This is a genomic window from Stenotrophomonas sp. SrG, from assembly GCF_050031795.1.
GTDB lineage: Bacteria > Pseudomonadota > Gammaproteobacteria > Xanthomonadales > Xanthomonadaceae > Stenotrophomonas > Stenotrophomonas rhizophila_A.
This window is the reverse complement of the sequence record NZ_JBNBBE010000008.1, coordinates 1-18,683: the sequence shown is the minus strand read 5'-3', so window position 1 is coordinate 18,683 and position 18,683 is coordinate 1. Positions and strand designations below refer to the sequence as shown.

General features: G+C 68.3%; 18 protein-coding genes. 9 read left to right on the top strand and 9 right to left on the bottom strand.

From position 1 onward, the window contains the following. The first annotated feature begins 17 nt into the window (after positions 1-17). Genes ACQG3P_RS09365 through ACQG3P_RS09340 form a run of 6 tightly spaced genes read left to right on the top strand, consistent with a single transcriptional unit; the run spans position 18 to position 6,755 of the window. Positions 18-707, top strand: a complete 690-nt coding sequence (locus ACQG3P_RS09365) for an RDD family protein (RefSeq protein WP_093532698.1) — start codon at positions 18-20, stop codon at positions 705-707. Next, positions 704-1,696, top strand: a complete 993-nt coding sequence (locus tag ACQG3P_RS09360) for a stage II sporulation protein M (protein ID WP_093532697.1) — start codon at positions 704-706, stop codon at positions 1,694-1,696. Before ACQG3P_RS09365 ends, ACQG3P_RS09360 begins: the two co-directional genes overlap by 4 nt. Beyond that, a complete protein-coding gene (locus ACQG3P_RS09355) occupies positions 1,686-3,290 on the top strand; it encodes a DUF4129 domain-containing protein (RefSeq protein ID WP_426804879.1) in 1,605 nt (534 codons plus the stop codon). The genes ACQG3P_RS09360 and ACQG3P_RS09355 overlap by 11 nt, the downstream gene beginning before the upstream one ends. After that, positions 3,287-4,462, top strand: coding sequence for a DUF4350 domain-containing protein (locus tag ACQG3P_RS09350; RefSeq protein WP_320457767.1), 1,176 nt, complete (start codon positions 3,287-3,289; stop codon positions 4,460-4,462). Before ACQG3P_RS09355 ends, ACQG3P_RS09350 begins: the two co-directional genes overlap by 4 nt. Continuing rightward, entirely contained in the window at positions 4,459-5,460 is a 1,002-nt protein-coding gene (locus ACQG3P_RS09345) for an AAA family ATPase (RefSeq protein ID WP_068854367.1), read from the top strand. The genes ACQG3P_RS09350 and ACQG3P_RS09345 overlap by 4 nt, the downstream gene beginning before the upstream one ends. Further along, complete coding sequence (locus ACQG3P_RS09340) at positions 5,457-6,755, top strand: DUF58 domain-containing protein (RefSeq protein WP_426804878.1); 1,299 nt, start codon at positions 5,457-5,459, stop codon at positions 6,753-6,755. The genes ACQG3P_RS09345 and ACQG3P_RS09340 overlap by 4 nt, the downstream gene beginning before the upstream one ends. A 108-nt stretch (positions 6,756-6,863) precedes the next feature. Here the strand turns inward: ACQG3P_RS09340 and ACQG3P_RS09335 are convergent, their stop codons facing one another. After that, a complete protein-coding gene (locus tag ACQG3P_RS09335; protein WP_426804877.1) occupies positions 6,864-8,042 on the bottom strand; it encodes a glutathionylspermidine synthase family protein in 1,179 nt (392 codons plus the stop codon). Between the two features lie 4 nt (positions 8,043-8,046). Then, the gene (locus ACQG3P_RS09330) at positions 8,047-8,610 is read right to left on the bottom strand and encodes a DUF1190 domain-containing protein (protein WP_093532693.1); all 564 of its coding nucleotides are present in this window, start codon (positions 8,608-8,610) and stop codon (positions 8,047-8,049) included. A gap of 190 nt (positions 8,611-8,800) precedes the next feature. On the opposite strand from ACQG3P_RS09330, the gene ilvD reads away from it, so the two are divergent. After that, positions 8,801-10,633 (top strand): dihydroxy-acid dehydratase, encoded by a 1,833-nt coding sequence (gene ilvD, locus ACQG3P_RS09325; protein WP_426804876.1) that lies wholly within the window; start codon positions 8,801-8,803, stop codon positions 10,631-10,633. Between the two features lie 209 nt (positions 10,634-10,842). Here ilvD and dinG read toward each other — a convergent pair whose 3' ends face one another. The 3 genes from dinG to aroE all read right to left on the bottom strand — a co-directional run bounded on the left by dinG (position 10,843) and on the right by aroE (position 14,248). Continuing rightward, positions 10,843-12,945: an ATP-dependent DNA helicase DinG gene (gene dinG / locus ACQG3P_RS09320; protein WP_426804875.1), complete on the bottom strand. Its 2,103-nt coding sequence runs from the start codon at positions 12,943-12,945 to the stop codon at positions 10,843-10,845. 107 nt (positions 12,946-13,052) lie between these two features. Continuing rightward, positions 13,053-13,397, bottom strand: a complete 345-nt coding sequence (locus tag ACQG3P_RS09315) for a hypothetical protein (protein ID WP_426804874.1) — start codon at positions 13,395-13,397, stop codon at positions 13,053-13,055. An 8-nt stretch (positions 13,398-13,405) separates the two neighbouring features. Continuing rightward, a complete protein-coding gene (aroE, locus tag ACQG3P_RS09310) occupies positions 13,406-14,248 on the bottom strand; it encodes a shikimate dehydrogenase (RefSeq protein WP_217538196.1) in 843 nt (280 codons plus the stop codon). A 54-nt stretch (positions 14,249-14,302) separates the two neighbouring features. On the opposite strand from aroE, the gene ACQG3P_RS09305 reads away from it, so the two are divergent. Next, positions 14,303-15,169: a TolB family protein gene (locus ACQG3P_RS09305; protein ID WP_426804873.1), complete on the top strand. Its 867-nt coding sequence runs from the start codon at positions 14,303-14,305 to the stop codon at positions 15,167-15,169. Positions 15,170-15,244: 75 nt separating this feature from the next. On the opposite strand, the gene ACQG3P_RS09300 is transcribed toward ACQG3P_RS09305, so the two are convergent. Genes ACQG3P_RS09300 through ACQG3P_RS09285 form a run of 4 tightly spaced genes read right to left on the bottom strand, consistent with a single transcriptional unit; the run spans position 15,245 to position 17,788 of the window. Further along, the gene (locus ACQG3P_RS09300; protein ID WP_426804872.1) at positions 15,245-15,517 is read right to left on the bottom strand and encodes a gas vesicle protein GvpG; all 273 of its coding nucleotides are present in this window, start codon (positions 15,515-15,517) and stop codon (positions 15,245-15,247) included. A gap of 31 nt (positions 15,518-15,548) precedes the next feature. Then, positions 15,549-16,538 (bottom strand): porphobilinogen synthase, encoded by a 990-nt coding sequence (hemB, locus tag ACQG3P_RS09295; protein WP_426804871.1) that lies wholly within the window; start codon positions 16,536-16,538, stop codon positions 15,549-15,551. Between the two features lie 23 nt (positions 16,539-16,561). Further along, on the bottom strand, positions 16,562-17,479 hold the full coding sequence (locus ACQG3P_RS09290) for a bestrophin family protein (protein ID WP_426804870.1): 918 nt from the start codon (positions 17,477-17,479) through the stop codon (positions 16,562-16,564). 60 nt (positions 17,480-17,539) lie between these two features. Beyond that, complete coding sequence (locus tag ACQG3P_RS09285) at positions 17,540-17,788, bottom strand: hypothetical protein (protein WP_184125975.1); 249 nt, start codon at positions 17,786-17,788, stop codon at positions 17,540-17,542. A gap of 200 nt (positions 17,789-17,988) precedes the next feature. Here ACQG3P_RS09285 and ACQG3P_RS09280 point away from each other — a divergent pair, with 200 nt between their 5' ends. Continuing rightward, positions 17,989-18,447, top strand: coding sequence for a hypothetical protein (locus ACQG3P_RS09280; protein ID WP_184125976.1), 459 nt, complete (start codon positions 17,989-17,991; stop codon positions 18,445-18,447). Positions 18,448-18,683: the final 236 nt, after the last annotated feature.

Genomic DNA, 18,683 nt, shown 5'->3' with positions numbered 1-18,683 from the left:
CGGAGGGACGCGTGCGCATGAGCGCACCCATGCTGGACACCTACCGTGAAGTGATCACGCCCGAAGGCGTGCCGCTGCACCTGCCGGCAGCCGGCCCGGTGCCGCGTGCGCTGGCCTGGGCCATCGACTTCATGATCCGCGTGGCGGCGCTGATGCTGCTGAGCATTCCGCTCGCCCTGCTGGGCGAATTCGGCCAGGGCCTCTACCTGGGCCTGATGTTCCTGCTGATGTGGGCGTACACCATCGTGCAGGAGGCCTGCTGGGGCCGCACCCTGGGCAAGCGGGTGATGAGCCTGCGCGTGGTGGCCCAGGACGGCGCACCGATCGGCTGGATGGCCTCCATCACCCGCAACCTGCTGCGTACCGTGGACATGCTGCCGTTCGGCTATGCGCTGGGGTTGCTGTCGAGCCTGTTCGACCGCAATGGCCGGCGCTTGGGCGACCTGGTGGCCGGCACCGTAGTGGTGCATGACAGCGGCCGGCCGTGGTCGGCCAGCGTGGCCATCGATACCGTGCTGGCCCCGCCGCAGCCGCTGCAGCCGGCCGAACAGGCGGCGATCATTGCCTTCGCCGAACGTGCGCCGCGCCTGTCCGGCCCGCGCCAGCAGGAGCTCGCCGCAGTGGCCGCGCCGATCAGCGGTGGCCAGGGCCAGGTGGGCGTGCTGCGCCTGTATGCCATGGCCAACTGGCTGCTGGGGCGCCGATGAGGCAGGAACAGTTCGTTGCCCGCTACCAGGCCGAATGGCAGGCGCTGGAACGTTGGCTGGCGCTGCGCGGTGACCGGCCGCGGCATGCGGGCCGTTCGCCCGATGCGTCCGCGCTCAACGATGAAGACATTCCGCAGCACTACCGCCGGCTGTGCCAGCAGCTCGCGCTTGCGCGCAAGCGCGGCTACAGCCCGCAGCTGGTGGCACGCCTGCAGCTGCTGATGCAGCAGGGCCATGGCCTGCTGTACCGCACGCCGCCGCCGCGCTGGCGCCGCGCGCTGGAGTTCCTGCTGGCCGATTTCCCGCAGCTGGTGCGCAGCCAGGCGCGCAGCATGTGGGTGGCCACCGCGCTGTTCGTGCTGCCGCTGGTGGGCAGCTTCGCGGTGATCCAGTGGCACCCGGATGTCATCCACATGCTGATGGACAACGGCGCGATCGCCTCGCTGGAGCGCATGTACAACCCGGCATCGCCGAACCTGGGCCGCGACAGCGGCACGGACTGGATGATGTTCGGCTACTACATCATGAACAACATCAGCATCGGCCTGCGTACGTTCGCCAGCGGGCTGCTGGCCGGCCTGGGCACGGTGCTGGTGCTGCTGTTCAACGGGCTCACCATCGGTGCGGCGGCCGGCCACCTGCAGCACATCGGCCATGGCGACCCGTTCTGGCGTTTCGTCTGCGGCCATGGCGCGTTCGAGCTCACCGCCATCGTCATCGCCGGCGGTGCCGGCCTGCAGCTGGGCATGAAGCTGCTGGCGCCCGGCCGCCGCCGACGCATCGATGCACTCGTCGAGGGCGGGGTGATTGGTGCAAAACTCTGCCTGGGCATCGCCGCGATGCTGCTGATCGCCGCCTTCATCGAAGCGTTCTGGTCGTCCATCGCCGCGATCCCGGCCTGGGGCAAGTACAGCGTGGCTGCGGTGCTGTGGACGCTGGTGTTCGTGTGGCTGTGGCGCGGTGGGCGCGGGAGCGGTCATGCGGATTGACCAGCTCAACGTCGCCCTGCGGGCGCGCTCCGAATGGGAAGCGATGGAGCTGGGCACCGCCTTGGTGCGCCGGCACTCGCGGGCGATCTGGCTGCCGCTGATCGCGGTGTCGCTGCCGTTGTTCGCCGTGATCAATGCCGCTGCATGGTGGGCCGATGCGTTCGGCTGGGCCTGGCTGCTGATGTGGTGGCTCAAGCCGGTATCGGACCGGATCGCGCTGTATGTGATCTCACGCGGCGTGTTCGGCGACGAACCACGTCCGTTGCAGACCCTGCGCGCGCAGCGGCACTGGGGCTGGAGCGGGTTCTGGGGCTACCTGGGCTGGCGCCGCTTCAGCCCGTTCCGCTCGCTGCTGCTGCCGGTGAACCTGCTGGAAGGCAGCGATGCCTCGCAGCGCAGCGTGCGCCGCCGCGCCGTGCTCAGCGGCACGTTCGGGCATGCCGTGCTGCTCACCCTGATGTGCATGGTGTTCGAGCTGGTGATTGTCAGCGGCTGCATCGCGGCGATCTTCCTGTTCGTGCCGCTGGAACTGCTGTCCGATTCCTGGCGCGCGGCGTGGGAAATGGTCAGCGAAACCATGCCGGCGTGGGCACAGCTGGGGGTGAATGCCCTGTTCTGGCTCGCCGCCACGTTGATCGGGCCGTTCTACACCGGCGCCGGTTTCGCGCTGTATCTCAACCGCCGCACGGAAATGGAAGCCTGGGACGTAGAAATCGCGTTCCGGCGCATGCGTGATCGGCTGCAGCAGGCCGCGCCGCTGCTGGTACTGGCGCTGGTGCTGTGCTGGCCGATGGGTGGGCTGCATGCGGAAGAATCTGCGCAGGCGCCGAGCTGCGCTGCACCCACTGGCACGGATGACGATGCTGGTGATGAGGAAGAAGAAGCGGCTGATGCAGTGCCCGCCGACGATCCGTCGAACACCCCGTCCGTGATCTTCGGTGGCACGCCCGACACCGCCGGCTTCCGCCAGGCCGTGCAGCGCGCGTACGAAGATCCCCTGGTGGCGCCTACCCGCGAAGTGAAACGCTGGGAGCGCACCCTGAGCGAGGCCGAGAAGAACAAGAAGAAGGACGATGCGGACAAGAACCGCAATCCGCTCGGGCGCGGCCCGCGCCTGCCCGCGCAGATTGCCGAATGGATCCTGTGGGGCCTGGTCGGTTTGCTGGTGCTGGGGCTGATCGCCACCGCGCCGTGGTGGCTGCGCTGGCTGCGCGGCACCGGGGTGAGGCGGCGCAAGGCCACCGATCCGGTGGTCGAGGAAGCGGTGGAACTGCCCGAAGTGATTCCGCCGGATCCCGCCGCGCGCGCGCGCGAGCTGTGGCAGCAGGGTCGGCCGCGTCAGGCGCTGGCGCTGCTGTACCGGGCCAGCGTGGAATCGATGAGCGAACGCGCCGAGGTGGTGCTGCCACCGGGCGCGACCGAAGCACAGTGCCTGCGCGCCTCGCGGCGCATGCCGGTCGAGGCTGACCGCACCCTGTTCGCCCGCATCGTGCGGGTCTGGCAGTACGCCGCGTACGCCGGCCGCCTGCCCGAGCCGGACGCGTTCGACGATCTGGCCACCACCCTGCAGACCCAGTTCCGATGGCGCGCATGAGTGCCCGCCTGCGCTGGTTGGTGGTGCTGGCCGTGCTGCTGGTGGTGGGCGTGCCATTGGCGATCCTGTTCCTGCGCAGCCATGAGCGCGTGGTCCATACCGAGCACCTGCCGCCGCAAGGCGAGGCCAGCTACAACCCGCTGTACGTGCTGGGCCAGGCGCTGCGTGCCGACGGCATCACCGTGCATTCCAGCCCGCGCCTCGACCTGCCGCGCATGCAGCTCAAGCCGGCCGATACCGTGCTGTTGCTGCAGGACACCGCCGATGTGCCCGCCCCCACCGCGCAGGCGCTGCTGGCGTGGGTGGAACGCGGCGGCCACCTGCTGCTGCGCACGCCGCCGCCGTTCAAGGACGAAGACGCCGCGCAGGGGCCGCTGCTGGACGCGCTGGGCGTGGATACCGGGTACTACGAGAGCAACTGCAAGGCCTTCCACATTGCCGACGATCCCGGCCATTCCGAGTTCTGCAGTGGCCGCCGTTTCGGCGTGGACGTGCCCGACGGCGTTCGCGTCGAACGCGAATGGGGCGATGACGAGGGCCTGGTGTTCGCGCGGCTGCGCAAGGGCGAAGGAAGCGTGGACGTGCTGTCGGACATGGAGTTCCTCAAGGGCACGCCGAGGATCTTCAACGCCGAGGATCCCAAGGGCAGCCTGGCCGACGGCCTGCACGACCTCGCGCACCGCGACCTGACCCGCCATGTGCTCGACCCGAACTACGCCGAAGGCACGGTGTGGCTGATCTACGGCTCCCGCCCGCCCACGCTGTGGTCACGCATCTTCTACCAGGGCTGGCCGGTGTGGGTGCCCCTGCTGCTGGCCCTGCTGGCATGGCTGTGGCAGCGCGCGCAGCGGCTGGGCAGCCTGCTGCCGGCGCCGGCCACCGAACGCCGTTCGCTGCTGGAACATGTTCGTGCCAGCGGCGAGCACCTGCTGCGCTATGGCAAGGCACCGCTGTTGTACGACGCCACCCGACGCGCCTTCCTGGCCCGGCTGCGGCGGCGCGCACCCACCGCTGCCGCGCTCAGCGGCGAGGCGCAGGTGCACGCCATCGCCAGCCTGCTGCAGTGGCCGCATTCCCGTGTCCAGACCGCTTTGCAGGTGCCGCCATCGAAGGATGTGGTGGCCCTGCGTGAGCGCATCCGCCTGCTGATCCAGATGAGAAACCTGCTATGACCGACCACTCCGCTCCGCCGCCGTTGTCCCCGCCCGCGCTGACCGGGCAGAGCCTGGTTGAACGCGTCGATGCCGTGCGCGACGCCGTCGGCCGCGCTTTCATCGGCCAACCCGAGGTGCTCGACCAGATCCTGATCGCGCTGCTGGCCGGTGGCCATGTGCTGATCGAAGGCGTGCCCGGCCTGGGCAAGACCCTGCTGGTGCGGGCCCTGGCGCAGGCACTGGAGCTGGACTACGGCCGCGTGCAGTTCACCCCGGACCTGATGCCCAGCGACGTCAGCGGCCACGCGGTGTACGACCCGAAATCGGAGAGCTTCAAGATCCGCCGCGGCCCGGTGTTCACCAACCTGCTGCTGGCCGATGAAATCAACCGCGCCCCGGCCAAGACCCAGTCGGCCCTGCTGGAAGTGATGCAGGAAGGCCAGGTCACCATCGAAGGCAAGGCGTTCGCACTGACCCCGCCGTTCCTGGCGCTGGCCACGCAGAACCCGGTCGAACAGGAAGGCACCTACCCGCTGCCCGAAGCCCAGCTGGACCGCTTCCTGCTCAAGGTCATCATCGATTACCCGGCGCTGGAGGATGAGAAGCGGATGGTGGATGCAATCACCACCGGCCGCAGCGCGGCCGACTTCGATCTGTCGCAGGTACCGCGCGTGCTCAACGCCGCCGAGGTGATCGCGTTGCAGCAGGCGACCGCGGCGATCACGGTGGATCCGGAAGTGGTGGACTACGCGGTGCGCATCGTGGCGGCCACCCGCCAGTTCCCTGGCATCGCGCTCGGCGCCGGCCCGCGCGGCAGCATCGCGCTGGTGCGTGCGGCGCGTGCGCAGGCGGTGCTGGCCGGCCGCGACTTCGTCACTCCCGATGACGTGCGCGAGATCGCCCGCCCGGCACTGCGCCACCGTATTGCGCTGGCCCCGGAACTGCAGATCGAAGGCCAGTCGGCCGACGATGCGTTGACCGCGTTGCTGGCCAAGGTGGAAGCCCCGCGCAAATGAGGCCAGGCCCGCTGCTGCTGATACTGCTGGTCGGCTGGGCGCTGCTCGGGCTGCCGGTGGCGTTCGGGCTGCTGCCGGTGTCGGCGTGGTGGGCGTCCGCAGCGGCGATCGCGGTGCTGGCACTGGTGGACCTGCTGCGGCTGCGCGCGCAGCCTTCCCCCACGGTACAGCGCGAACTTCCCGAGGCGCTGGCGTTGAACGTCGAGCGGCGCACCACGCTGCGCTTCGAGTCCAGCCGCCGCCAGCGCGTGGAGGTGTTCGACCTGGTGCCGGGAGCGTGGTCGCTGCAGGGCCTGCCGCGTGCATTGACGCTCAAGCCGCTGGTGGCCAGCAGCGTGGAGTACACGTTGACCCCGACCGCGCGCGGCCGCTTCGTGTTCGACGGCGTGCACCTGCGCCTGCATGCACCGTGGCGGATGTGGCGCCAGCGCCGCCTGCTGCCGCCGGCGCTGACCGTACGCGTGTATCCCAATTTCGCCCCGCTCACCCGCTTCGCGTTGTTCAGTGCCGAACAGGCCTCGCGCCTGGTCGGTGCGCACCTCAAGCGCCGCCGTGGCGAGGGTACCGATTTCCACCAGATGCGCGAGTACCGCATCGGCGACAGCCTGCGCCAGATCGACTGGAAAGCCACCTCGCGCGCACGCAAGCTGATCTCGCGTGAGTACCAGGATGAAAAGAACCAGCAGCTGGTGCTGATGATCGACACCGGCCGCCGCATGATGGCCAGCGAAGGCGGGCTGTCGCACTTCGACCATGTGCTCAACGCGGCGCTGGTGGTGTCCTACCTGGCGCTGCGCCAGGGCGATGGCGTGGGCCTGTTCGCCACCGGTGGCGAGAGCCGCTGGGTGGCACCCCAGCGCGGCATGGGCGCGATCGACGCGCTGCTGCGCGCCAGCTACGACCTGCAGGCGCAGCCGGTGGCCACCGACTATCTTGCTGCTGCCACCGAACTGAGCCTGCGCCAGCGCCGGCGCTCGCTGGTGATGCTGGTCACCAACGTGCGCGATGAGGACATCGAAGACCTGCTGGTCGCGGTTCGGCTGCTGCAGCGGCAACACCTGGTGTGCGTGGCCAGCCTCCGCGAGCGCGAGCTGGACGTGGCGCTGGAGCAGGAAGTGGAGACGCTGCAGGATGCGACCCAGGCCGGCGCCATCGCACGCTACCTGCAGCAGCGCAACGATGCACATGAAGCACTGCGCAGCCACCGGGTGATGGTTCTGGACGTGACGGCCGATGCGTTGCCCGGGGCGCTCGTGGAGCGCTACCTCGCCGTCAAACGCGACGGGTTGCTGTAGGCACGTATCGACCAACGGTCGATACCTACCGGCCACGTTACGCGACCGGGTTGAACGGTTGGTGTGCGCCGGTAGGTCACGACCGTTGGTCGTGACGCCGTTGCCCCGTCACACGTAGATGCGCGTTGGCGCTTCGTCGATGATGGCGTGCGGGACGAACCGGGCGCTGTCGCGGGTGATCCGGCTGTCATCTTCGCGGATGCCCATGCCGCAGGCCTGGTCGCCCACGATCCAGCTGCCGATCAGCGGGTAACCGCCGTCGAACGACGTGAGCGGATGCGCGGCCTGGCGGATCGCCGGGCCGTTGTAGGGGCCTTCGCTCTCCTGCCAGCTGCCGTCGGCCAAATGCATGGCCACGTTGGCACCTTCGCGCGAGAACAACGGCTTGCGCACCCAGCCGGCCGGCAGCGCGCTGCCGTCATCGAACTCGGCCGCCAGCAGGTTCGGGTGGCCACGGTGGCGCTGCCACAGCAGCGGCAGCACGCCCTTGTTGCTCAGGATCGCCTTCCACGCCGGTTCCAGCAGCTGCACGCCCGAGGTGGGCAGCGCCTGCCCGAACGATTCGGTCATCAGGTCTTCCAGCGGGTACAGCTTGAACAGGCTGCCGATCACCGTGTCGTCGAGCGCGGTGAAGCGCCCGTCTTCGGACAGGCCGATGTCTTCGATCGCGATCGCTTCGCCACGCAGCCCGGCCTGGGCCGCGCAGTCGCGCAGGTAGGCCACGGTGCCCTGGTCTTCTTCGGAACTGCCCACGGCACTGAAGTACAGTGGCGGCGGCAACTGCGCCGACAGCTGCCCGAAGCGCTCCACCAGCGCCTCATGGATGGCGTTGAACTGGTCGGCCTGCGGCGGCAGGCGGTTCTGGTTGCGCTGGTCTTCCAGCCACTGCCATTGGAAGAACGAGGCCTCGAACAGCGAGGTCGGCGTGTCGTAATTGAGCTCGTAGAGCTTGGCCGGACCGGTGCCGTCATAGGCGAAGTCCAGCCGTCCGTACAGGTGCGGCTCGCCGCGGCGCCAGCTCTCGGCGATCCAGTCGCGGAACGCGGGCGGAATCGCCAGCTGGTCCATCAGCTGTTCGCTGCGCACCACCTCGTCCACCAACTCCATCGCCATCGCATGCAGCTCGGCGCTGGGGTCTTCGATGTCCTGCTCGATCTGGCGCAGGGTGAAGGCGTAGTACGCGGTTTCATCCCAGTACGGCAGGCCGTCGATGGTGTGGAAGCGGAAACCGGACTCGGCGGCACGCGCGCGCCACTGGCTGCGCTCGTCGATTCGCACACGCTTCATTGCATCAACCGCCGTAGCTGCTGCGGCTGCTGCTGGTGTTGCCGAAGCCGCCGCGGCTGGCGGTGACGGCGCGGTTCGGGGTGCTGGTGACCGGGGCCAGGCCGGCCTTGCCGGCGCCGATGCCGCTGGCGGTGTTCAGCCCGCCGCTGCCACCCGGGGCCGGGCGTGCCCAGCCCTTCGCTTTGTCCTGGTAGGCCGGGCTCGCGGCCGGGGCCTGCGCCAGGCCGGCGCCACGGTTGCTGAGCATCTGCGACATGAAGAAGCCCATCATCATCGGGCCGATGAACGAATGGCCGGTGGAGGTCTTCTGTTCCACGCACTGCTCGGCGTTGTACTCGGCTTCGCATTCGGCACGCGAGGCGTACTTGGGGGCGGCGTCGGCGGACTGCTTCTGCGCCTCGGCAAATGCCGTGCGGCAGGCGGACGGGTCACCGGTGGCGTCGGTACAGGCCTGCACCGAGGTGTACAGCCCCTCCTGCACCTGCACGGCCTGATCCTTCTGGCAGGCGGTGAACAGCAGCGGCGCAGCGCTCATCAGCAGCAGTGCGGTGGTCCTGGAACGTTTCATGGCGGTGTGCCCCCCTTTCGGTATCCCCTCAATCATGCCTGATCGCCGCCAACAACCAAAACCGGCAAAGTCGAAAAGATGAACGGCGTTTCAGGATCGGCCGCGCCGACGGTTGCAACAGCAACCGGAATTTTTGGGCAGAATCGAGTAGCAACGCGCCCCCACGGCCCGCCAGATCCTGCCAGCCCCCATGCCTGAATACCGCTCCCGTACCTCCACCGCCGGCCGCAACATGGCCGGCGCCCGCGCCCTGTGGCGCGCCACCGGCATGAACGATGCGGACTTCCACAAGCCGATCATCGCCATCGCCAATTCATTTACCCAGTTCGTGCCCGGCCACGTGCACCTCAAGGACCTGGGCCAATTGGTGGCGCGCGAGATCGAACAGGTCGGCGGGGTGGCCAAGGAGTTCAACACCATCGCGGTGGATGACGGCATCGCCATGGGCCACGACGGCATGCTGTATTCGCTGCCCAGCCGCGAGATCATCGCCGACTCGGTGGAGTACATGGTCAACGCGCACTGCGCCGATGCGCTGGTGTGCATTTCCAACTGCGACAAGATCACCCCCGGCATGCTGATGGCCGCGCTGCGTTTGAACATTCCGGTGGTGTTCGTCTCCGGTGGGCCGATGGAAGCGGGCAAGACCCGGCTGGCCGAGCACAAGCTGGACCTGGTGGATGCAATGGTGATCGCCGCCGATGCCAGCGCCTCCGATGAAAAGGTGGCCGAGTACGAACGCAGCGCCTGTCCTACCTGCGGGTCGTGTTCGGGCATGTTCACCGCCAACTCGATGAACTGCCTGACCGAAGCGCTGGGCCTGTCGCTGCCAGGCAACGGGTCGACCCTGGCCACCCACGCCGACCGCGAGCAGCTGTTCCGCCGTGCCGGTCGGCTGGTGGTGGAGCTGTGCCACCGCTGGTATGGCGGCGAAGATGCCAGCGCGCTGCCGCGCGGGATCGCCACGCGTGCGGCATTCGAGAATGCGATGACGCTGGATATCGCCATGGGCGGTTCCACCAACACCATCCTGCATCTGCTGGCGGCCGCGCAGGAAGCGGAGGTGGACTTCGACCTGCATGCCATCGACGCGCTGTCGCGACGGGTGCCGCAGTTGTGCAAGGTGGCGCCGAATACGCCGAAGTACCACATGGAGGATGTGCACCGCGCCGGTGGCGTGTTCGCGATCCTCGGGTCACTGGCACGCGGCGGGCTGCTGCATGTCGATGTGCCGACCGTGCACAGCCGCACCCTGGCCGACGCCATTGCGCGCTGGGATGTGGCGGTGACCGACGATGCGGGCGTGCATGAATTCTTCAGTGCCGGCCCGGCCGGCATTCCGACCCAGGTGGCTTTCAGCCAGGCGACGCGCTGGCCTTCGTTGGACCTGGACCGCGCCGAGGGGTGCATCCGCGATGTAGCGAACGCTTATTCGGCCGAAGGGGGGCTGGCGGTGCTGCGCGGCAACCTGGCCGAGGATGGCTGCGTGGTGAAGACCGCCGGCGTGGATGAGTCCATCCACGTGTTCGAGGGCAATGCGAAGGTGTTCGAAAGCCAGGACGCGGCCGTGCAGGGCATCCTGGCCGACCAGGTGCAGGCCGGCGACGTGGTGGTGATCCGCTACGAAGGCCCGCGTGGCGGCCCGGGCATGCAGGAGATGCTGTACCCGACCAGCTACCTGAAATCGAAGGGGCTGGGCAAACAGTGTGCGCTGCTGACCGATGGGCGGTTCTCGGGCGGTACGTCCGGGCTGTCGATCGGACACGCGTCACCGGAAGCGGCAGCGGGCGGCACGATCGGGCTGGTGCGCGATGGCGACCGGATCCGGATCGATATTCCGGCGCGACGGATTGATGTGCTGGTGGATGCCACTACCTTGGCGACGCGGCGTGCGGAGCAGGATGCGTTGGGGTGGAAGCCACGGGAGGCGCGGCCGCGCAAGGTGACCGGGGCGCTCAAGGCCTACGCATTGTTGGCGACCAGCGCGGACAAGGGCGCGGTGCGGGATCTGGGCAAGCTGTAGCTGGACAGCCGGGCTGGGCCCGGCTCTACTGGGGGCCTGTTGATACGCAGCCACGCATGGCGTGGCTCTACGCCATGGGGCCACCCCGCTGCAGCTGTGGCTGAGTGCTTGGTGGCTGCGGCGGTAATACTACGGCCCGGCGGAGTGGCTGTGGCGCAGCCTGAGCGAGTGGCAGTGGCTGCCGATGCGACGCGCGTAGAGCGTGCTCGTCAGCCGATGACGCGCTTGAACGGCGGCAACGCATCGATGATGCGCTTGCCGTAACGGCGGCTGATCAGGCGCGAGTCGAGGATGATGACGCGGCCGGTGTCGGTGGAGGTGCGGATCAGGCGGCCGGCGAACTGGGTCAGCGTACGCAGCGCGTGCGGGATGGCGATCAGGTTGAAGGCGTTCAACCCGCGGCTTTCGAACCATTCGCTCAGGGTGGAGGTCTGCGGATCGGTCGGCACCGCGAACGGTACCTGGGTGATCACCACCGTGGTGCAGGCTTCACCGGGCAGGTCCAGGCCTTCGCCGAACGAATTCAGCCCGAACAGCACCGAGCCCTCGCCTGCCGAGGTGCGCCGCAGGTGTTCGTCGATCATCTTCTGCTTGGCCGTTTCGCCCTGCACCAGCACCTGCTTGCGCTGCGCGGCGGGCATCAGTTCGGCCACCTTTTCCATCTTCCAGCGCGAGGTGAACAGCACGATGCTGCCCTTGCTCCAGTCCAGTTCCTTGACCAGGTACTTGGCTACTTCCTTCGGGTGCCGGTCGCGGTCGTCGGGTGTGACGGGGAAGTTGGGCACGATCAGCTCGGCCTGGTTGGGCAGGTCGAACGGGGACGCCAGCGAGACCATCTCGGCTTCGTTGGGAATGCCGTTGTCGATCGCCAGCGCCTGGAAATCGCCACCGCCGGTGAGCGTGGCCGAGGTCATCACCACTGAATCCACTTCATCCCACAGCAGCTTGCGCAACACGTTGGCGGCCGACACGGGCGAGCCGTGCAGGATCAGGTCGCCATCGCGCGACAGCGTCACCCAGCGCGCGAACGGCGGCTGGCCTTCCTTGTCTTCGCGGCGCCAGGCGGTCCACAGGTTGTGCTGCTGTTCGATCATTTCCAGCGCCATGCCCAGCGTGCGCTGCAGGCGCTCGCGCGCGGCGTCTTCGGGCTTGCCCTTGGCCACCTGCGACTGCGCGGCGTGGGCCCAGTTGAACAGCGCGCGGGTGTCATCGGCCAGGGCCTCGATATCGGCCATCCAGATGTCCGGCAGGCGCCCGTTCGGCGCGCGCCACATCGGTTCCTGCGCGGTCGGGTCCGGTTGCCAGCTGCGGTCGATCACGTCGCGGAACGCGCGCAGCTGCTTGCTGACCCGCGCGGCCACGTCGATGGCTTCATTGGGCAGCAGGTTGCCCAGCTTGTCCTTGTCCACCGCGCGGTAGGCGGCGGCGATCAGGATCTGCAGGCGCCCGGTGCGCTTGGCCATCTCATCCAGGGCCAGGCTGGCCGCGCCCTGGTCGATGGCCACGTTGCCGATATGGTGGCCTTCGTCGAGCACCAGCAGCATGTCCGAGGGCGGGGCGATCAGCGGCTGGCCGTTGTCGCTTTCGCCAATGGAAAGGGCCGACAGCAGCAACGCGTGATTGGTGACCACGATCTGGGCGTCGCGCACGGTGTTGCGCGCGCGCAGCACGGCGCACTGGGCGGAGTAGGCGCACTTGCGCCCCGCACAGCCGGAGGCCGGGGTGGTGATGCGCGAACGCAGCGAGGGGCTGATGGTGTCGGGCGCGTTGTCCAGGTCGCCATTCCAGCGGCCTTCGACGAAGTCCCTGCTCAGCTTCTGCGCCAGGTCCATTTCAATCGGCGCCAGCGGGCGGTCGAACAGCGGCTGTTCGTCCTCGAACATGCCTTCCTGCGCGCCATCGCCATGCGCTTCAGCGGCATTGCGCGTGCACAGGTAGCGGGTGCGACCCTTGGCCAGCGCCACGGTCGCCTCCAGGCCGGTGGCCTTGAGGAAGTTCGGGATGTCGCGCTCGACCAGCTGCGACTGCAGCGCCACCGTGCCGGTGCTGATCACCAGCTTTTTCTTGGTGGCCAGCGCAATCGGCACGCCGGCGGTGAGGTAGCCCAGGCTCTTACCCACGCCGGTGGGCGCCTCGACCACCCCTACCCCGCCGCTCTGCGACAGCGCACGCGAGACCACGCCGATCATCTGGCTCTGCGAACGCCGCGTGCTGAAGCCGGGGGTATTGGCCTGCAGCTTGGCGTAGGCATCGCGGATGACGGTCTTGAGCTCGTCGTTCAGCGCACGCGGGGCTTCAACTTTTTCGGTCACGCCGGGGAGGTCCTGCCTGGATCAGGCGGGTATTTTCTCATGCTCCGGGGCCGGCACCGGCGCGGATTTTTCCGCGCCGGTTCAGATCCGTGACCGGGTTCGCCCGATCAGGCGGCCGGGTTGGCGCGGTTGCGCAGCGCGCGGGTCATCGCCCACACCAGCAGCACCGTGGCCAGGGCATCCACCAGGCCCAGCGCGAAGTGGCCGCCGCGCAGCCAGTACGACAGCATCTGCACGTTGCCGTAGTCGCCGGTCTGGACCAGCCAGGTCGGGACGATGTTCAGCGCCAGCCCACCCAGGGTGCCGGCCAGCAGCAGGCCGAGCGCCCACAGGGCGACACTGCGGATGGCGCCGCGCGGGGTATCCACCACCCACACCAGCGACACCGCCAGCGCGATCAGCACCGGCAGGCGCATCGCGACCATGCCCAGCAGGCTGAGCAGCAGGTCCATGCTGCTGCTCACTCTTCACCCGCCAGGGCGTTGCGGGCGCGCAGTTCGGCGTAGACCGGATCGGTTTCCGGGCGCACTTCGTGCCATTGCTGGAAGCTGGTGGCGGCTTGTTCGACCAGCATGCCGAGGCCGTCGACGATGTTGCGGCACTGTGCCGCGCGGGCCCAGGCCAGGAACGCGAAGGAGGCCTCGCCATAGTTCAGGTCCACGGCGGTGGTCATGCTGTTGACCAGTGACAGCGGCAGCTTGAACTCTTCATTGCGGTCACGGCCTGCAGAGGTGGCGTTGACGATCAGCTCGAAGTCGCCGAGTTCGTCCATGCGGTCCCAGTACTGTGTCAGCACGCGGCCGGGCTCGCCGATCGCATCGCTCAGCTCGTCGGCACGCTCGGGCGTACGGTTGACCACCACCAGTTCGCGGATGCCGGCATCCAACAGCGCCGGGGCCACGCTGCGCGCCGAACCACCGGCACCCAGCAGCAGCACGCGGCGGCCGCGCAGGTCCAGGCTGTGGCGGTCGGTGAGGTCGCGAACCAGGCCCACGCCATCGGTGGTGTCGCCGTGCCAGCCGTCACCCTTGCGCAGCAGCGTGTTGACCGACTGGGCCAGCATGGCGCGGGAGGTAAAGGTCTTGCACAGCCCGAAGGCGATTTCCTTGAGCGGCGCGGTGACATTGGCACCGACGCCACCGTCGGCGGCGAACGCCTCCAGCGCAGCCGGGAAATCGGCCGGTGCCGCTTCAATGGCGCGGTAATCCAGCGCGATGCCCTCCTGGCGGGCGAACGCGGCATGGATGTGCGGCGACTGCGAGTGGGCGATGGGCTGGCCGAATACGGCGTAACGGGCGGTCATGGGTGTCTTAAACTCCGGGCCTGGATTGAAACGCAAACCCCAATGGAAGCGACTATGCGCACTCCCTTGTCTCTGCTCGCGCTGAGCCTGAGTTTACTCTCCGCACCGGGCGCGATGGCGCTTTCCGAGTTCGGCATCGAAGGCATGGGGGTGGTGTCGACCAAGGCCAACGAGGCCCAGGCGACCATCGCGCCGGATGGCAAGCGCATCATCTGGGCCAGCGACCGGCCCGGCGGCGCCGGCGGCTGGGACCTGTGGCAGGCCACGCTGCGCGACGGGCGCTGGCAGGACCCGGTGCCGCTGGCGTTCAACACTGCCGGGGATGAGGTGGATCCGTTCTTCAGCCACGACGGGGCCTGGCTGTACTTCGCCTCCAACGGCGGCAGCGGGCGCGGTGGGTTCGACCTGTATGGGGTGATGATCCGCGAGGACGGCAGCTTCGGCACCGTGCTGGCGATGCCGGTGACGGTCAACACGGCGGCCGACGAGCGCCGCCCGGCGCTGCGGCCGGATGGACAGGTGCTGCTGTTTGCCCGCAATGGCAAGGGCACCCAGGGTGGGTTCGATCTGTTCGTGGCGACCGCGCAGGGCCGCGGGTTCAACGCGGCGACGCCGTTGCCGGCGCCGCTCAACAGCGCGGCCGACGAGCTGGGCGGTGATTGGCTGGGCAATGGCGGGGCGCTTGTGTTCACCCGCGTGGCGGGTGGGCATTCGCAGGTGTGGCAGGTGGGTTGCGACTACGGCGCGGCGGCGGTGCCGCTGGGGTTGTCGTTCAATACCGCCGACGGGCAGACCGGCGCGCCGGTGGTGGATGCATCCAAGCCCAGCGAGATGGTGGTGGCCGGGCAGGCAAAGTCGCCGAAGGCCGGCGGGTTGGATCTGTATCGGTTGCGCACACCGGCCGTTGCTGGCTGTCGGTGAGGGTGCAGCCACGCAGGGCGTGGCTCTACCGTTATAGGTCGGCGTAGAGCCACGCCCTGCGTGGCTGCGCGATGTTCAGTGCGCGCGCAGCAAGGCGGCGCGCTGCTGCTCGTACTCGGTTTCGCTGATCTCGCCGTTGTCCTTGCGCTGGTTCAGCGCGGCCAGCTGGGCCTGCACGGCCGGCGGCAGGTTGGCTTCGCGGGCCAGGCGGGCGGCGGCCGAGGGTTGCTCGGGCGCGCGGCGGGCGGCACGCAGCACGCCGCGGATGACCAGGCCGATCACCACCGCGAACACCAGCACGCCGGTGCCCCAGGTCAGCCACTGCACCCATCCCATCGTCTGCATCATTCTGCTCCTGTCTGCGTGTTGACGCGTATTGTCAGCGTTCGCGCAGCCAACGCGCCACCTGTGGTGCGAAATAGGTCAGCACGCCATCGGCACCGGCCCGCTTGAAGCCGATCAGCGACTCCAGCACGCAGGCGCGTTCGTCCAGCCAGCCATTGGCGAAGGCCGCTTTCATCATCGCGTACTCGCCACTGACCTGGTACGCGAACGTCGGCACGCCGAACTGCTGCTTCACCCGGCGCACCAGGTCCAGATAGGGCATGCCCGGTTTGACCATCACCATGTCCGCGCCCTCTTCCAGGTCCAGCGCGATTTCGCGCATGGCCTCGTCGCCGTTGGCCGGGTCCATCTGGTAGGTCTTCTTGTCGGCCTTGCCGAGGCTGGCCGAGCTGCCCACCGCGTCGCGGAACGGGCCGTAGAACGCAGAGGCATACTTGGCCGAGTACGCCATGATGCGCACGTTGACGTGGTTCTGGGCGTCCAGCGCGCGGCGGATCGCGCCGATGCGGCCGTCCATCATGTCCGACGGCGAAATGATGTCCACGCCGGCTTCGGCGTGCGAGAGCGACTGCTTGACCAGCGCGGCCACGGTGATGTCGTTGAGCACGTAGCCCTTGTCGTCGATGATCCCGTCCTGGCCGTGGGTGGTGTACGGATCCAGCGCTACGTCGGTCATCACCCCCAGCTCGGGGAACCGCGACTTCAGCGCGCGGATCGCCCGCTGTGCCAGGCCGTTCTCGTCCCACGCGGCGGCCGCATCCACGCTCTTGCCGGCCGGGTCGATCACCGGGAACAGGTCGATCACCGGGATGCCCAGTTCCAGCGCTTCCTCGGCCACTTTCAGCAGCTCATCGATCGACAGCCGTTCCACGCCCGGCATCGACGCCACCGGGGCTCGCCCGGCCAGTTCGTGCACGAACACCGGATAGATCAGGTCGTCGGTGGTCAGCGTGTTTTCGCGCATCAGCCGGCGCGAGAACTCGTCGTGGCGCATGCGGCGGGGGCGATAGTCGGGGTGGGCCATGGGATGCTCCAGACGGTATTCGGTTACTGCAGCAGGTAGCGCTGCGGTTGCAGGGGTTCCGGCAGCGGGCGCACGCCCAGGCTGTCGAGCAGGTCGATTTCGATGGTGCGGACCATCGCATCCAGCGGCAGGTCGTTGGGTTCCAGCCCGAACGGTTCTTCCATTTCCTCGCCCAGCTGGTCCAGCCCGAAGAAGGCATAGGCCAGCACCGCTGACACCACTGGAGTGGCCCAGCCCAGCGAACTGGCCAGGCCGAACGGCAGCAGCACGCAGAACATCCACGCGCAGCGGTGCAGCAGCAGGGTGTAGGCAAACGGCAGCGGGGTGAGCAGGATGCGTTCGCAGCCGGCCTGGATGCTGGACAGCGCATGCAGGCGGGTTTCGAACTGGGCATACAGGATGCTGTCGATCTCGCCGGCATGCAGCGCGGCGGTGGTTTCCACCGCGATCATCGCCAGCAGCTGGTCCGGCACGTTCTGGCGCTGCGCGTAGCGCTCGCGGTCGGCCTCGGGCACCCAGGGCAGCCCGGCCAGCGCGGCATCCTGCCCGCGCAGGCGCGCGGCCAGTGCATGCGCGAAGGCGATGGCCAGGCGGCAGATGCGGTCGGCGCGCGCCGGCTTTTCGGCCAGCAGCGTGCTGCACAGCCGCGCCAGGCTGCGCGATTCATAGATGAGCTGGCCCCACAGCTTGCGCCCTTCCCACCAGCGGTCGAAGCAGGCGTTGTTGCGGAAGCTCAGGAAGATGGACAGCACCAGGCCCAGCAGCGTGAACGGCGCCACCGACACGCGCTCGATGCCCGGCGGGTGGGCCAGTTCGGCGAAGGTGGCGACCGCGACGGCCAGCACGAAGATGGCGGCCACCTTCGGCGCGATGGCAGGCACGATGGAGCCGCGCAGGATGTACAGCAGCTGCCAGCCGTGAGGGCGGGGACGAATGATCATGGGGCGGTCATTCTACGCCCTTGCCCGCGACATCCCGGCAGGTGCGACGGGGTGTCGCAGTCAGAGGATCCCGCCGCCGATGGACAGGCGCACGATGCCCACCACCACCACGACCGCGTTGAGCAGCAGGCCGGTCCACGCGCGGCCGCGTTTGGTCGGGTGGGTGAACAGGATGCCGAGCGCGCCGATGACCGCACCGACTGCGGCGAAGGGGATCAGGAACCAGTTGCCCCAGCCCAGCAGCGGGATCAGGGCCAGGATCATCCACAACAGGGCCACGACGCCCCACAACAAACTGATCAATCCCATGCCCCGCTCCCCTTACCTGAAAATGCTGGCGGCAGCGTAGCGACCCCCGTGCCAGTGGCGCGTGATGGCGGCGGCAAGATCGGGATGCGGCAGGCTCACCCCGGCGGTGTTAACGTTCGCCAGAACGGGGTTGGCGCCGATTCAGTGGCCGGCCCGGATGATCCAGGCGCAGGCCGACCAGGCCGAACAAGGGTGAACCCATGAACATTCGACTCCTTCCGCTGCTCGGCGTGCTGCTGGCCGTGACCGGCTGCGCCAGCACTTCCAAGGTGATGCTGGGCCAGAGCCGTGCACCGACCGATCCGGCGCTGGTGCAGATCTATTCCACGCCACCGCCGGGTTCGATTGAAATCGCCCAGCTGGAGTCCACCAGTGCGGCAGGCTTCGGCACCCAGGGCCAGACCGATGCGGCGGTGATGCGGCTGAAGAAGGAAGCGGCCGCGCTCGGTGCCAACGGGGTGATCCTGATGGGCGTGGAGTCCAGCAGCTCAGGCGGCGGCCTGTCCGTAGGCGGCGGCAGCTACGGTTCGCATAGTGGCGGCGGCGTGGGCATCGGCATTCCGACCACGCAGAAGCGCGCGGCCGGCGTGGCCATCTGGGTTCCCAATCCGCCACCGGCGGAGCGGTTGCCGGTGCAGACGATCACGCCGACCCGGTGAAAGCGGGTCACGACCAACGGTCGTGACCTACCCGATAGCCGATCGAATGGTCGGTTCGAATGGTCGGTTCGAATGGTCGGTTCGAATGGTCGGTTCGAATGGTCGGTTCGAATGGTCGGTTCGAATGGTCGGTTCGAATGGTCGGTTCGAATGGTCGGTTCGAATGGTCGGTTCGAATGGTCGGTTCGAATGGTCGGTTCGAATGGTCGGTTCGAATGGTCGGTTCGAATGGTCGG

Bases quoted from the DNA above. Each gene is read 5' to 3' on its own strand.
- ACQG3P_RS09355 (WP_426804879.1), top strand. From the start codon at position 1,686: ATGCGGATTGACCAGCTCAACGTCGCCCTGCGGGCGCGCTCCGAATGG.
- ACQG3P_RS09335 (WP_426804877.1), bottom strand. From the start codon at position 8,042: ATGAAGCGTGTGCGAATCGACGAGCGCAGCCAGTGGCGCGCGCGTGCC.
- aroE (WP_217538196.1), bottom strand. From the start codon at position 14,248: ATGACCGCCCGTTACGCCGTATTCGGCCAGCCCATCGCCCACTCGCAG.
- ACQG3P_RS09330 (WP_093532693.1), bottom strand. From the start codon at position 8,610: ATGAAACGTTCCAGGACCACCGCACTGCTGCTGATGAGCGCTGCGCCG.
- hemB (WP_426804871.1), bottom strand. From the start codon at position 16,538: ATGGCCCACCCCGACTATCGCCCCCGCCGCATGCGCCACGACGAGTTC.
- ilvD (WP_426804876.1), top strand. From the start codon at position 8,801: ATGCCTGAATACCGCTCCCGTACCTCCACCGCCGGCCGCAACATGGCC.
- ACQG3P_RS09305 (WP_426804873.1), top strand. From the start codon at position 14,303: ATGCGCACTCCCTTGTCTCTGCTCGCGCTGAGCCTGAGTTTACTCTCC.
- ACQG3P_RS09285 (WP_184125975.1), bottom strand. From the start codon at position 17,788: ATGGGATTGATCAGTTTGTTGTGGGGCGTCGTGGCCCTGTTGTGGATG.
- ACQG3P_RS09350 (WP_320457767.1), top strand. From the start codon at position 3,287: ATGAGTGCCCGCCTGCGCTGGTTGGTGGTGCTGGCCGTGCTGCTGGTG.
- ACQG3P_RS09300 (WP_426804872.1), bottom strand. From the start codon at position 15,517: ATGATGCAGACGATGGGATGGGTGCAGTGGCTGACCTGGGGCACCGGC.
- ACQG3P_RS09360 (WP_093532697.1), top strand. From the start codon at position 704: ATGAGGCAGGAACAGTTCGTTGCCCGCTACCAGGCCGAATGGCAGGCG.
- ACQG3P_RS09365 (WP_093532698.1), top strand. From the start codon at position 18: ATGAGCGCACCCATGCTGGACACCTACCGTGAAGTGATCACGCCCGAA.
- ACQG3P_RS09315 (WP_426804874.1), bottom strand. From the start codon at position 13,397: ATGGACCTGCTGCTCAGCCTGCTGGGCATGGTCGCGATGCGCCTGCCG.
- ACQG3P_RS09290 (WP_426804870.1), bottom strand. From the start codon at position 17,479: ATGATCATTCGTCCCCGCCCTCACGGCTGGCAGCTGCTGTACATCCTG.
- ACQG3P_RS09345 (WP_068854367.1), top strand. From the start codon at position 4,459: ATGACCGACCACTCCGCTCCGCCGCCGTTGTCCCCGCCCGCGCTGACC.
- ACQG3P_RS09340 (WP_426804878.1), top strand. From the start codon at position 5,457: ATGAGGCCAGGCCCGCTGCTGCTGATACTGCTGGTCGGCTGGGCGCTG.
- ACQG3P_RS09280 (WP_184125976.1), top strand. From the start codon at position 17,989: ATGAACATTCGACTCCTTCCGCTGCTCGGCGTGCTGCTGGCCGTGACC.